This window comes from Mucilaginibacter flavidus, assembly GCF_024055575.1.
GTDB classification, from domain to species: Bacteria; Bacteroidota; Bacteroidia; order Sphingobacteriales; family Sphingobacteriaceae; genus Mucilaginibacter; species Mucilaginibacter flavidus.
In genome coordinates, this window is record NZ_JAMXOE010000001.1 from 861,511 (window position 1) to 874,119 (window position 12,609).

10 protein-coding genes are annotated in these 12,609 nt (G+C 43.0%); 4 read left to right on the plus strand and 6 right to left on the minus strand.

Going from position 1 to position 12,609, the window contains the following annotated elements:
* Positions 1 to 18 precede the first annotated feature (18 nt).
* Complete coding sequence (locus tag NAF19_RS03875; protein ID WP_252788466.1) at positions 19 to 2,400, plus strand: ABC transporter permease; 2,382 nt, start codon at positions 19 to 21, stop codon at positions 2,398 to 2,400.
* A gap of 237 nt (positions 2,401 to 2,637) precedes the next feature.
* Positions 2,638 to 3,051 carry a DUF5655 domain-containing protein gene (locus NAF19_RS03880; RefSeq protein ID WP_252788469.1) on the plus strand — a complete coding sequence of 138 codons (414 nt, stop codon included), beginning with the start codon at positions 2,638 to 2,640 and terminating at the stop codon, positions 3,049 to 3,051.
* 475 nt (positions 3,052 to 3,526) lie between these two features.
* On the opposite strand, the gene NAF19_RS03885 is transcribed toward NAF19_RS03880, so the two are convergent.
* Positions 3,527 to 3,949, minus strand: a complete 423-nt coding sequence (locus tag NAF19_RS03885; RefSeq protein ID WP_252788471.1) for a pentapeptide repeat-containing protein — start codon at positions 3,947 to 3,949, stop codon at positions 3,527 to 3,529.
* Between the two features lie 96 nt (positions 3,950 to 4,045).
* Positions 4,046 to 4,603: an arylesterase gene (locus NAF19_RS03890; RefSeq protein ID WP_252788472.1), complete on the minus strand. Its 558-nt coding sequence runs from the start codon at positions 4,601 to 4,603 to the stop codon at positions 4,046 to 4,048.
* Positions 4,604 to 4,720: 117 nt separating this feature from the next.
* On the opposite strand from NAF19_RS03890, the gene NAF19_RS03895 reads away from it, so the two are divergent.
* Complete coding sequence (locus NAF19_RS03895) at positions 4,721 to 5,494, plus strand: MerR family transcriptional regulator (protein WP_252788474.1); 774 nt, start codon at positions 4,721 to 4,723, stop codon at positions 5,492 to 5,494.
* 124 nt (positions 5,495 to 5,618) lie between these two features.
* Here NAF19_RS03895 and NAF19_RS03900 read toward each other — a convergent pair whose 3' ends face one another.
* The 4 genes from NAF19_RS03900 to NAF19_RS03915 all read right to left on the minus strand — a co-directional run bounded on the left by NAF19_RS03900 (position 5,619) and on the right by NAF19_RS03915 (position 11,501).
* Complete coding sequence (locus NAF19_RS03900) at positions 5,619 to 6,392, minus strand: TlpA family protein disulfide reductase (protein ID WP_252788476.1); 774 nt, start codon at positions 6,390 to 6,392, stop codon at positions 5,619 to 5,621.
* 104 nt (positions 6,393 to 6,496) lie between these two features.
* On the minus strand, positions 6,497 to 7,477 hold the full coding sequence (locus NAF19_RS03905) for a hypothetical protein (protein ID WP_252788478.1): 981 nt from the start codon (positions 7,475 to 7,477) through the stop codon (positions 6,497 to 6,499).
* A 4-nt stretch (positions 7,478 to 7,481) separates the two neighbouring features.
* Positions 7,482 to 8,627 carry a M28 family metallopeptidase gene (locus NAF19_RS03910; RefSeq protein ID WP_252788480.1) on the minus strand — a complete coding sequence of 382 codons (1,146 nt, stop codon included), beginning with the start codon at positions 8,625 to 8,627 and terminating at the stop codon, positions 7,482 to 7,484.
* Positions 8,628 to 8,936: 309 nt separating this feature from the next.
* Positions 8,937 to 11,501 (minus strand): BamA/TamA family outer membrane protein, encoded by a 2,565-nt coding sequence (locus NAF19_RS03915; RefSeq protein ID WP_252788481.1) that lies wholly within the window; start codon positions 11,499 to 11,501, stop codon positions 8,937 to 8,939.
* Between the two features lie 425 nt (positions 11,502 to 11,926).
* Between NAF19_RS03915 and NAF19_RS03920 the strand changes: the two genes are divergently transcribed.
* On the plus strand, positions 11,927 to 12,607 hold the full coding sequence (locus NAF19_RS03920; protein ID WP_252788484.1) for a DUF6134 family protein: 681 nt from the start codon (positions 11,927 to 11,929) through the stop codon (positions 12,605 to 12,607).
* Positions 12,608 to 12,609: the final 2 nt, after the last annotated feature.

Below are 12,609 nucleotides of genomic sequence, written 5' to 3' on the forward strand. Positions count from 1 at the left end.
AACTAATGACCCAACGCTATGATAAAGAATTATTTAAAAATTGCGTACCGAAACCTTGTTAAAAACAAGGCGCACTCCCTTATCAACATAACCGGCCTGTCGGTAGGCATGGCGGTTGCCATGTTGATTGGCCTTTGGATCTGGGACGAATTATCATTCGACAAAAACTTTGAAAACTACGACCACCTGGCGCAGGTTAAGCAAAACTATAATATTAACGGTGAAAAGGGCACGGGCACCAGTGTACCCTGGCCCATTGGCGACCAAATAAGTAAAGATTATGGCAACAATTTTAAAGCCGTTACCATGGCATCCTTCATCTACGGCCATATTATTGCAGAAGGAGAAAAAAAGCTTAATGTAAGCGGTACATTTTTTGAACCCCAGGCACTTGATATGTTTTCGGTAAGCATGCTTAAGGGTGGCAAAACTGCCCTTAACGACCCTGCATCTATCCTCCTTTCGGCGTCGACAGCTAAAGCCTATTTTGGCGATGCCGACCCCATGAATAAGATAATGAAGATTGATAATAGCATGACGGTGAAGGTAACCGGTGTTTACAGGGATTTCCCTTATAACTCCACTTTCAGTGAAGTGAATTTTATTTCGCCATGGGAGTTGCTGCAGACCGCACAGGGCATGAAACAGCAAAAGGATACCTGGCGATGTAATTGTTATATGGCTTTGGCACAGGTTGCGGATAATGTGGCTGTGAATAAGGCATCAGCAGTAATAAAAGATGTGAAACTTAGCAAGGTAGATAAAAGCGAATTGAAACAAAAGCCGGAGGTTTTTTTGGACCCTATGAAAAACTGGCATTTATATTCCGATTTTAAAAACGGCCAAATTGTTGGCGGCCGCATACAATACGTTTGGCTATTCGGTATTATTGGCGTGTTCGTGCTGCTGCTGGCCTGCATTAATTTCATGAACCTGAGCACCGCCCGATCCGAAAAGCGGGCCAAGGAGGTTGGTATCCGCAAAGCAATAGGCTCGTTACGCAGCCAACTGATTTACCAGTTCTTTAGCGAATCGTTGCTGGTGACTATTTTTGCATTTGTGCTGGCGGCCCTTTTGGTACAGCTGGGCCTCCCGTTTTTTAACGATGTGGCCGGTAAAAAGATGGCAATCCCGTGGAACAATCCGTTATTCTGGATGCTGGGCGTTGGCTTTAGTTTGATTACCGGGCTAATTTCGGGTAGTTACCCTGCCCTTTACCTATCGTCTTTTCAGCCGGTTAAGGTGTTAAAGGGCACATTTAAGGTTGGCCGGCTGGCCGCTATACCGCGCAAGGCACTGGTAGTAACGCAGTTTGTGGTGTCAGTTACGCTTATAATTGGCACCATAGTGGTTTACCGGCAAATTCAATTTGCAAAAAACCGCCCGGTAGGTTACAGCCGTGATGGCGTTATGATGCTGTCGATGGTAGGCGACGACGTTCATAAGCAGTTTGCAGCAGTTAAAGATGAATTATCTAAAACAGGCGCAATTGCCAGCATTGCCGAAGCAGGCAGCCCTACAACCGCCGTATATTCAACCAATGCCGGTTTCGACTGGAGAGGAAAAGACCCAACTTTAGCTGTTGACTTCCCCAACATTGATGTAACGCCTGACTACGGCAAAACCGTGGGTTGGCAGTTTAAAGATGGCCGCGACTTTTCAGCGCAGTTTTTAACCGACTCCGTGGCTTTTGTTCTTAATGAAACTGCAGCAAAATTTATGGGCCTTAAACACCCGGTTGGCGAAACCATACATTGGGACGGCGCACCCTATAAGGTGATTGGGGTTATTAAAGATATGGTTGTCGAGTCGCCATACGAGCCCGTAAGGCCCATGCTATACCACATGATGCGGGGGAGCGGCAATGTCGTTATACTTAAAATCAACCCAAAAATGAGCACCAGCGAGGCTATCGAAAAAATAGCGCCGGTGTTTAAAAGATACAACCCTGCGCAGCCGTTTGACTACCAGTTTGCTGATACCGAATACGCCAAAAAATTCGGTAACGAAGAACGCATTGGCAAACTTGCAAGCTTTTTTGCTGCCCTGGCCATCTTCATTAGTTGCCTGGGCTTGTTCGGTATGGCATCGTTTATGGCCGAACAGCGCATTAAGGAAATTGGTGTGCGCAAGGTGTTAGGCGCATCGGTATTTACACTATGGAAGCTGCTATCAAAAGATTTTGTGATCCTGGTTACCATCGCGTTGGTTATTGCAACCCCGGTTGGTTATTACTTTATGCACAGCTGGCTGCAAAAATATTCCTACAGGTCTGACATTTCAGCGTGGATTTTCATTATAACTGCTGCAGGCGCAATGGTCATTACATTGTTAACGGTAAGCTACCAAAGCATAAAAGCAGCATTGATGAACCCGGTGAAAAGCCTGAAATCGGAGTGATTAGAGGTAAGAAATTAGTTAAAAATAACCCGGCTATAAACTTTTCAACCAGTAAACCAATTAACAGCTTCGGCTATGAACTATCAACTATGAACTAAAAAGAGCCTGGGATTTCCAGTTTAATGCGCCCGGAGATGAGATACCGGGCGCTTTTTTATTTGCACTATTGAGACTACTCTCTAATTACCTATCTTGTTATATTTGAACATAACAACTAATCTCTAATCAACTACCACCATGTGGATCTGCCCGCTATGCCAACAGCAATTTGTAAATACCAACCAGGTGCACTCGTGTCGCGACAAAGAACTGGCTGATTTTTTAGCAGGAAAATCTGAACATACCATTGCGCTGTTTAACCATCTGGTAAATGAATACGGGCAAATCGGCGATGTGCGGCTGCACCCGGCAAAATCAATGATAAGTTTTGCAGCGCGTAAAAGGTTTGCCTACGTTATACAACTTGGTAAAAACTTTGTTGATGTGGTGTTCCCGTTTAAACAGCCTTACGAAGACAATTTATGCTTTAACAAAATAAAGCCGGTACCCGGCAGCAATGATTTCAATCACCATTTCAGGATGTATTTTGCTGAAGACATAAACGACGAAGTGCGGATGTATATGAGGATGGCTTATGAAATTGGCAGTTAGGAAATGTTTATGACCGGGTAGCTTTAAGTCCTTTACTCCTATGTAAACATTTTTTTTACACTCGCTGTAGCAGTAAATTTTAATGGGTATAAAATAAACATCCTTCTCAAAAGTGATGTTTATACGCGGGGCGGTAAATACCAGGTGGTTTGTATTTTTCAGACAGCGGAAAGAAAAGAGGCGAATTTATAGTCCGATGGCGCTAGACCCTTTGGTGTTTTTTTTCATTTTCGTCCGACATCCAAAGGTAGCGCCGCTTATTACACTTGGCGCAGAAGTATATTTTTACAGGTAGAAAAAACAGGATATTTTTCAAAAACCATCCTTTTGGAATTGAAAAATGAAAAACGGCACGGCACTTATGGCATATAAGAATCGGCTTTGGCATGATATTTTAATTACGAGAATTAATATCACGCGGTTGTCCGTCCTTATCAAATATTTTAGATAAACTTAAAATACGCCAACAGATAGCTCATCTTTTAAGCAACTCTTCTACTAAAATGCCGTTAATTTTCATTCCCTTCAAATTGCAATCGCTGATGTTTACGTTGCTCAGGTCGCAATCAGTGATAGTGCTGCCGTTTAGATCGCAGTTTTCAAACTTTAACGGGCGTTGTTTTGCAGCAGGGTCGTAAGCCGGGTGCCCCTTTGGCGGCATGCCAATGTTATGAATGTAGGCTCCGCCAAGTTGCGCCCCTTCAATTTCAAGATCGCTTAAATTGGCGTCAATAATTTTTACGCCTGTTGCGCTCACATCCTGTATATGGGCATTGTTTATGCAAAACTCGCGAAACTTCGAGTTGTTAAGGTTCGACCATTTTACATTCAGTATCTTCCTGGTTTCGAAAAGTTCAAGGTGCTCGTCATTAGGTTCTGCCTGTGCGTTGTTTGCCATGTTATTATTTTTGATTTCATCAAAAATAAGGCTTAAATCTGCAGTCGGCAAAGTGTAAAAACGCCATATTCAGGGTGTTTGTGCGCCATAATAGTCTTATAAAAGCAGTTTTTGAATAACCGGCCAAACGTTGTCAGCAATAACTTTATAACCTGCGGCATTAGGATGAAGTTTATCAGGCAGATTAAAGTGGCGTACGCCGGCAACGCCGTCTAAAAAGAATGGCACGAGGCTTATATTGTTTGCAACAGCCAGGGTGGTAAAAATTTGCATAAACTGCCCGGCCACCGGGCTATGCAAAAATACAGGCATCTGCATACCCATAACGGCTATTTTAGCGTTCGGATATTTTGCCTTTACTTTATCAATTATAGCCTGAAGGTTATTTTTAGTGGTTAGCGGCGCCATACCCCTGATCACATCATTTATCCCCAACTCCAACACAAATACACTTACCGGCTGATTTAGCCAGTAATCGATGCGGCGCAAACCACCCGCCGATGTATCGCCGCTGAGGCCTGCATTTATAACCCGGTAACCAAGCCCTGCTGCAGTGATTTTTTGGCCGATTATAGCCGGAAAAGATTCGGTGGCGGCATTGGGGAGTCCATAGCCGGCAGTAAGGCTATCGCCAAAAAACAAAATGTTTTGCATAGTTAATTAACTGATTTTGAGGGTTAATGTTCGGTATAAAAATTTATTTTAAAAAAACACTTGACTCTTACCTTACGTCATACCATAGCTTTGTGGTTAAATAATGAAATAAGTAAAATGAAAGGGAACTATTCGGTAAAACAATTGGCCAAACTTGCCGGTGTAAGTGTGCGCACACTACACCTATATGATAAGATTGGCCTGCTAAAACCGTCTGTTCGTACTGATGCCCGGTATCGCCGGTACGAAGAAAAAGAGCTATTGCGGCTGCAGCAAATACTTTTTTACAAACTGCTCGATTTTCCATTGAAAGATATCGGGGCTATACTTGACAACCCGGAGTTCGAGTTGCTGAAAGCGCTTGAAGGGCACAAGCAATTGCTGACTATTAAGCGTGATCATTTCACAGTTTTACTTAACACAATTGATAAAACAGTTAATCATTTAAAAAACAAAACCATGAGTAATTACCAGGAATTATACGAGGGCATGCCAAAGGAACAGGCAGAAGCCTACCGCAGCGAGGCCATCGCCAAATGGGGCGAAGACGTTGTACTCCGCTCAGAAAATGCATTGTTAGAAATGCCAAAATTGAATTTGGAACAGCTTAAAGCCGACCAGAAAGACATCACTCAAAAGCTAATGTCACTGGCCGATAAAGACCCTGAAAGTAATGAAGTACAATTGCAAATTGCCCGGCATTACGCCAACATCCGCAGCTTTTGGGGCGTAAGCGACCCAACGGATTTAAAAATTGAGACGTATAAAGGCCTTGCAGATTTATACATTGCCGATGAGCGTTATACCACAGTTGAGGGAAAAGCCAATCCGGAATTTGCAAGCTTTATGCATAAGGCGATGGTACACTTTGCAGACAGCAAATTGAAATAATTGCTTTTCAATATCCGATGATGTTGTATACAAGTATGGCGATACACGAATGCTTTCGCCCCTGTACCCTACAAAAATATTTTCATTTTTAAGTGCCGTTTTTAAAGCATCACTAACGCCGAAGTTATTTTGCAGCCTCAGTTTTAAGCGCTACGGTCAGTTCATCAGCATTGTTAACCACTTTTGCAATCAATCCGTTTTTGTCGACCACATAATGTGTTGGATATTCGTTTGTACCTAATTGTTTCTCAATATACGATTCCGGAACGTGAGCCAGTGCGTACTTAAATACATGAGTCTTCATATAGGCTTTCAGTTTGTCAACCGGATCGAAGGCGAGACTTACAAAAACAATATCCTTCCGGTTTTTATATTGGTCGACCAGGTTATTTAGCGCAGGTATTTCTTCATTACAGGCCTGGCAATGCAAAAACCAGCATTTTATCACCACAATTTTACCTTTGGTATTGTGGCTTTTATAAACCTCGCCATTAATGTCGGTATAGTTTAGACCGGGCAGCCTTTTGCCCTCCATTTTAAAGTGCTTGTAGCCGTTTTGCCCATAGCTCTGAAGCACTGAATGTACATCCTCACTAACGCTAGGAGCCAACTTGTATAATTGATAGTAATTGCCGCTTTTGGAATGAAGCCGCATCGGCAGGTAATTACCTGTAGCAAACTGCCTGAAAAACTCATTCTTATTTATAGGTTGCCCGGAAGTATTGTAAGCCTTAAAATCTTCGGATGTTTTTAAATAATCGCGGTTGTAGTAGGCCAGGCTCATTCCATCTTTTAAAATTTTAGCCGGGTCGCCAATGGGTTTGCCGTGCAGGGTGGTTTGTGCGGTCGTAAAATGGACTGTAAAGAAAAACGCGATGATTGAAAGCAAAGTTTTCATAGTGACAGCCGGATTAGTTAGTTAAATATAGGATTTTACAGGCAATTAAAATTGCGGTTTTAAATTAGATATTCTTGCCGTATATATAATGAAAAAAACTTCTGTCATATATCAGGTGTCAACACCTCGATCTTATCTTTTCCCGCTATTGCAATTTGTTTGGATTCCCTGTTAAATACAATTTGAGGATAATTTTCAACGTGATGTATAATTGACGATTTCTGCTGCCCGCTGTCGATGTCCTCCATTTTATCAATTACCTCCCCGGTGTTGATATCGATAATTTTAGGGTATTTAAATAAGTCCCACGCTAAATTTTCATTGATAGCAAACAGATTTCCGAATTCGGCATTAACTGTTACTGGTTTTGAAAATGCACTTTTTGTTAAGTCCCATATTGCAATATGCTTTGGAGGCAGTACGTCCAAATTCTCTTCGTCTATTACTTCATCCGATGACCCAATGAGGACTTGGGTGCTATTGATAAAACTCGCAGTACAAATTTCGACCCCTCTATCAGGATACGTTATTGCGACATCCAGTCGCTTCGGCTTGGCAAAGCAATCTTTGATGTTATAGACATTTACCACATCTAATGGATGCCATAACCAGCCCTTAGATAATAAAAATGAACTATCATTACTCACTTCTAACCTCGAATGAAATACGTCCTCTGGTTTTCTTTTAGAAGTATCTGTAACAATTTCTCCTGTTTCAGCATTTTCAAAATCCAATCGATTGTATGCCAGGGGGCAGTGAATGAGATAAGTAACGTCGAGTACTGTCACAAATGCTGCCGGGTATTCATATACATCAGCGCAGTAATATGACCTGTTAATTTCTCTCAGCAGTTCACCGTTTTTAAGCAAAAGCCCCTTGGTTCCCAATCTTTTGTAAATGAATGCATATACGCCGTCAGCAGAAATGATTGCGGCATCACCGAATCCATATGTATCGTGTCCTAACTGCTTTGCCTTACTATCATCCAAAACATATTGTTTTCCGGCGTTTGCCCAATCAATTAATGTATTGTCGTACCAGGCAATGGTTTTTAAATAATTAGCGGTTATAGTTTTCCTATTCATACTCTTATTTCATCACCCCCGCATTAAAATCTACCAGCAATTTAAACAAATGGTTATACTCATTCAGCGGCAAGGTTTTGCTGATATCAAAAACATCGTGATAGGCTTTTATTCCGCCCATGGTGTACAGGTAAAATGCAGGCACACCTTTTTCGGTAAAGGGGTAATGGTCGCTGTTAGGTGCTTTACCGCGTGAGTATACTTTAACCAGGTAATGCCCGGTGGTATTGGCCTGTTTCATCAAGTCAAATTCCCTGGGGAATACGGTGGCATTTACCACGGTTATGCCTTCTTCACCTGTTCCCTCTAAATCAAGGTTTATTAAAAAGCGGATATGGGTTAACGGGATAAGGGGGTGTTCCGCAAAATACATCGAGCCCAGCAAACTGGCTTCCTCGCCCGAAAAACATATGAACGCCATGGAATAGCGCTGCGGGTGTGCCGCATAATATTTGGCCAAACTTAGCAACTGGCTCACTCCGCTGGCATTATCATTAGCACCGGGGAAATAAGTGTCGGCGCCCATACCTCCAAGGTGATCGTAATGTGCTGTTATTACCAAAAAAGAATCAGGTTTTGCTGTGCCGCGAACAAAGGCACAAACATTGCCGGTTTTAAATCCTGGTATAAATTTATTTTCTATGTCTGCGTTAACAGTAGCGGGCTGTTGAGTCAATGCCTTTTTATCCACCAATATACCCGTATAATCTGCTGCCTTTTGCTCAACCGACCATGTGAGTTTATCCTGCAATACCACTACAATGCGGTTATTGGGATTTACAAAGGATACGCTGTCACTTTTTACAAGATCGCCGCTGCCTTTTATACCTTTACTTTCGGGACTTACAATAAAATCGCGGCCAGGTTTTAGGTCGATGCCGTTGATGGCCACTTTCATTTTACCGGGAAAGGTATTGGCATCGTAGCTAAAAGGCTGTACAAAATCTATTCCGTCAAGAGGCTTTAAACCGAAACTTTTAAACTCGTTGGTGATAAAGCTTGCTGCTTTGCCCACGCCATCTTTGGTATAACCACGGCCCCAAAAGTAAGGCGCTGTTAAGGTATCAACAATCCTGCGTGCGTATAAGGAGTCTTGCGCAAATAGGGTTTGGAAAGATATTAGCAGTAACAGGATTAGCTTAAATTTCATTTAGGGTGATAGTGGGTAGGGCAAATTAAGAAAAGCTTTTAATATTTTACCATATCAATAGTTTAGGATCCCTGACTTTGGCTAAAGCCATCTTTGCTGACGGCTTGTTCCGTCGGTTAAAACCGACGGCAATGAAGGTGAAAAATATCGTGTAAAGCACCTAATTAAGGCAACGCCCCATGCGCGGGTTAACCGTCAACATAGCAAATTTTCAAAGCGTTTATTCATTACCGTCGGTTTTAACCGACGGAGTACAGGGCTGCAAATCATTGGCTTTAGCCAAATTCCGTATTCCCTGCATAAATCAATTTAAAACCTAAACCCAACAGAAATATACGGCAACGAACCCTCTTTTGAAAAACCCACAGCAGCCTGTATCAGCACCAATTGAGCGGGAATAACATAAATACCGCCGCCATAACCGTCATGCCAGGCATTGGAACTATCCGTTGCTGACCATACCCTGCCGATATCATTAAACCCAAGAATACCCACACTGCCGGGCAACAGGTACGAGGTAAAATCCAGCACTTTTAATCGCAGCTCCAGGTTGTTGTAAACCGCTGTACGCCCGGTAAAACGCCAGGTGTGGTAGCCACGTAAAGTTTGCGGACCGCCCAGTTTTATCTGCTGAAAATAATCGGCATTGCCAAAATAGGTGCCGCCACCCGTGCGGTTGGCTATTATTAATACCGAATCGCGGTCGGGGTTAAGGTAAAAGCTAAATTCAGACTGTAGCTGCGAATAAGCATTATGCGAACCGTTTACCGCCTTCATTGATGTAAGCGTAGTGTTCCAATAAACGCCCTTAGTAGTCAGCGTACCTTTATTGCGGGTATCATAAACTGCCCCGGCAACCACTCCTACCGACCATTTGGTCGAGAACACATTCTCATTAGGGTGTGCTGCATCATAATCCTTTAAAAACCTGGTTGTATTGTTACCAGCCTGGCTGTTATAAAACTGGCCGCCAACGCCGGCATTTAAACGCCAGTTACCATAGGTATGATAAAGGCCAACATCGGCGGTAACCAAATCGTAGCGGTTGCGATAGTAAGTAATTTCTTTACTGCCCTGGTTTACAAATGGCGTACCGTTGCCGATGCCAAAAAAGTTACTCACGTTATTTGGCCCGCGCGAAAGGGCATTGATGCGGATATCATTATTGCCGATGGCATTCTTAAAATCGGCCACGTAAGTAAACAACAGCGATTTGCGCGAAAGCGAATAATTAGTCAAAAACTCCTGCCTGAACGAATAGGGCTCACCACGGAAACCGTGCTTCTCATAGGAGAAACCACCTATCAGCAATATGCCGATATCCGTATTGTAATTTGCCAGTATAATGGGTTCAAACCTATCGTACCTAAAGCTCTTTTTATCATAATTATTTACGCCTGTATCCTTACTGGTGCGGAGCCGAGCATCGGCAGACGACGGCAGCACGTTTGTAGAATCGGACCTGTCATAAACATACAGGTTGCCCCGGTTGTTCAGTTTTTTATCTACATAAAAACTATCAACACCATTGCCACCCAACATCCTTACTTTTATGGGTGATGGCGTGTCGCCGGTTACCGAAAACACATCGCTGCCACCAAAGCCATAAAGCCGTACTTCTTTGGTAACATCGGGCTTAAAAATGCGGTGAAAGGTTATTTTATCCGCGTCACCGCCTTTTTTTATTTTTTTAACGGTTACTTCCACATCGCCGTCTTTTTGTTCGTTAATGCTGAAGTTATCGTTTTTATCCGAAGCGGGGACTTCTACATAAATTGATATAAAACGGTAGTATTCCAGCGCCTGTTGCATCAATTTATCGCGCCGGGCTTTCATTTTGGTGATGATTGCGGGGCCGGATAGTTTAAATATGGTATCGGGCATTTGTTTTACTGCGGCAGTAATGAGGCTGTCGGTTAATGTTTTTTGCACATAGGTTATTTGCTCGCGCCAGTCATCTTCGCTCAATTGGTTTAAAAAATAACGATCGAAGTAGCGGGCGTTAAAGTTCCACCCATCAATATCCCTGATCTCGTCGCTATAGCCTTGAAACTTTGCTTTCAGCCATTGGTGCGATACGATCCATGGAAAAACGCCTGAGGTACGGTAATATACCTGGTCGCGGTCGCGGGGAACGGGCTGGTATAAATTGCCTTTTTTCTCTTCAATTTTTTCCCAGCGCCATTGGTCCTCATGGCGGTCCCAGTCCCCTAAAAGCATATCCAGCAGGCGGGCTCTTAACACCGTCTTTTCATCAACGTGGTTGTCGTTATCTTCTTTTAACTTACGCTGTACTTTTTCGGTATTATCGGTTTTTTCAGCATCCAGCGGCTCACGTTCTTCGAACAAAAAAACCTTGTTGGCAAAATCCTTGCTGTATTTACCCAATGCCGGGTCGTCCTGCACGTAAACTATTTTCGGGTTCGAATGCGGGATACCCAAAGCTTGCGCCAAAGGCGGCACGGTTAGCGCGGCAAAGGGATGTGCGGCCGATACCTGGTCCTGCAGAATATCTTTGGCAACGGTGGCTCGTAATCTTGGCGATAAACCGCGTTCAGGGTATTTTTGAATGGTGCGCAATACCCATTGCTGGCCCGATGAATCCTGCAAGCGTAGCGACATGGTTTGCAACCCACCTCCTTTTTGCAATATTTTCAGGCCGCCCTTTTCATCTTCGAGTCTGAATATGGGCAGTTTAACCGGCGCTGCCCATAAGGCCCGGTAATTTTCACCAAATAAAAACCTGTGCGTTTTGCTTGCGACGTTGTATTCAGGTTCAACGGCTATGCGGATGCTGTCGTGCTTTACTTGTTGCGCATGGCTTAACGTAAAAACAAATAATAAACTTAATATCAGGGTAAAGCTTTTTTTCATAAAAAGAGGCAGTTCAAATAATGTGATAGTTTATTATCCTGTTTAATAACTACCATGCTTTATATATGTTTCAACTCAAGCTAAAGATACGGCAATAAATTATATCGCATAAAAAAACGGCGATATTCTTACTCCTTCCTGCTATCCTTTACTAAATAAATTAATGCTCAAATCGCGAATTGAGGAGACGGCTATAGCATAGCCAGTTACTATTGCACAACATGCAAGCGCTCGACGAAACCCCTGTTTTACCCTGCAAATAACCGATATCTCATTTCCGCAGCGCAAAACCAGGGCCTTGTCGAATAATAAAAAAGTGAAAGCAAAAACCCGGTTGATTTGCATCAACATAAAAAATTAACCCCACCGGCATAGGGGTAAACCAAAGCCGGAATGTATTAAAGTAAACAACAAAACACAACCATATGATAACCGCACTACTAATCTGGCTCTTCAAAAAATACGGCAGACCGTTTTTTTATCAGCATAAATCATTCTTTAACCAGTTTACCATACCGGTTAAGCGGTTATCGGTAACTATCCTTTTTGTTGCATTAAGTGGCCTTGCATTTGGGCAGGAGCAAACGTTAAACTATAACGTGCTGCATAGCGGCCATACAGTAGGGCACATGAAATTGCAGCAACGCAAGGATGGCGGCGATACGTTTTTAAACGTAGCCTCGGATGTTAAAATGAAGTTTATCTTCAGTATACAAGTATGCATTCGTGAGGATGCGCATTACAGCAACGGAAAATTGCTTAGCTCCCATGTATCGCGTATGGTAAACGGCAGCCAAAAGGCTGATAAATCAACAAAAGCCAATGGCGAAAGCTACCAGCTTACCGACGGTAGTAAGGTTAGCAGCATCAACCAAAAACAAATAAATAACAACCTTACGCTGATGTATTTGCAGGAGCCTGTTGGCCTGTCGCAAATTTATTCGGACAATTTCCAGCAGTTTGTAAAGGTTGAACAAACTGGCAGCCATACTTACCGCATTAACCTGCCCGATGGCAATTACAACTTTTACACGTATGCCAACGGGGTTTGCAGCCGGGTTGATATCCACCATTCATTATACACCATTCAAATTCAGCTGGCATAACC

Bases quoted from the DNA above. Each gene is read 5' to 3' on its own strand.
- NAF19_RS03875 (WP_252788466.1), top strand. From the start codon at position 19: ATGATAAAGAATTATTTAAAAATTGCGTACCGAAACCTTGTTAAAAAC.
- NAF19_RS03880 (WP_252788469.1), top strand. From the start codon at position 2,638: ATGTGGATCTGCCCGCTATGCCAACAGCAATTTGTAAATACCAACCAG.
- NAF19_RS03885 (WP_252788471.1), bottom strand. From the start codon at position 3,949: ATGGCAAACAACGCACAGGCAGAACCTAATGACGAGCACCTTGAACTT.
- NAF19_RS03890 (WP_252788472.1), bottom strand. From the start codon at position 4,603: ATGCAAAACATTTTGTTTTTTGGCGATAGCCTTACTGCCGGCTATGGA.
- NAF19_RS03895 (WP_252788474.1), top strand. From the start codon at position 4,721: ATGAAAGGGAACTATTCGGTAAAACAATTGGCCAAACTTGCCGGTGTA.
- NAF19_RS03900 (WP_252788476.1), bottom strand. From the start codon at position 6,392: ATGAAAACTTTGCTTTCAATCATCGCGTTTTTCTTTACAGTCCATTTT.
- NAF19_RS03905 (WP_252788478.1), bottom strand. From the start codon at position 7,477: ATGAATAGGAAAACTATAACCGCTAATTATTTAAAAACCATTGCCTGG.
- NAF19_RS03910 (WP_252788480.1), bottom strand. From the start codon at position 8,627: ATGAAATTTAAGCTAATCCTGTTACTGCTAATATCTTTCCAAACCCTA.
- NAF19_RS03915 (WP_252788481.1), bottom strand. From the start codon at position 11,501: ATGAAAAAAAGCTTTACCCTGATATTAAGTTTATTATTTGTTTTTACG.
- NAF19_RS03920 (WP_252788484.1), top strand. From the start codon at position 11,927: ATGATAACCGCACTACTAATCTGGCTCTTCAAAAAATACGGCAGACCG.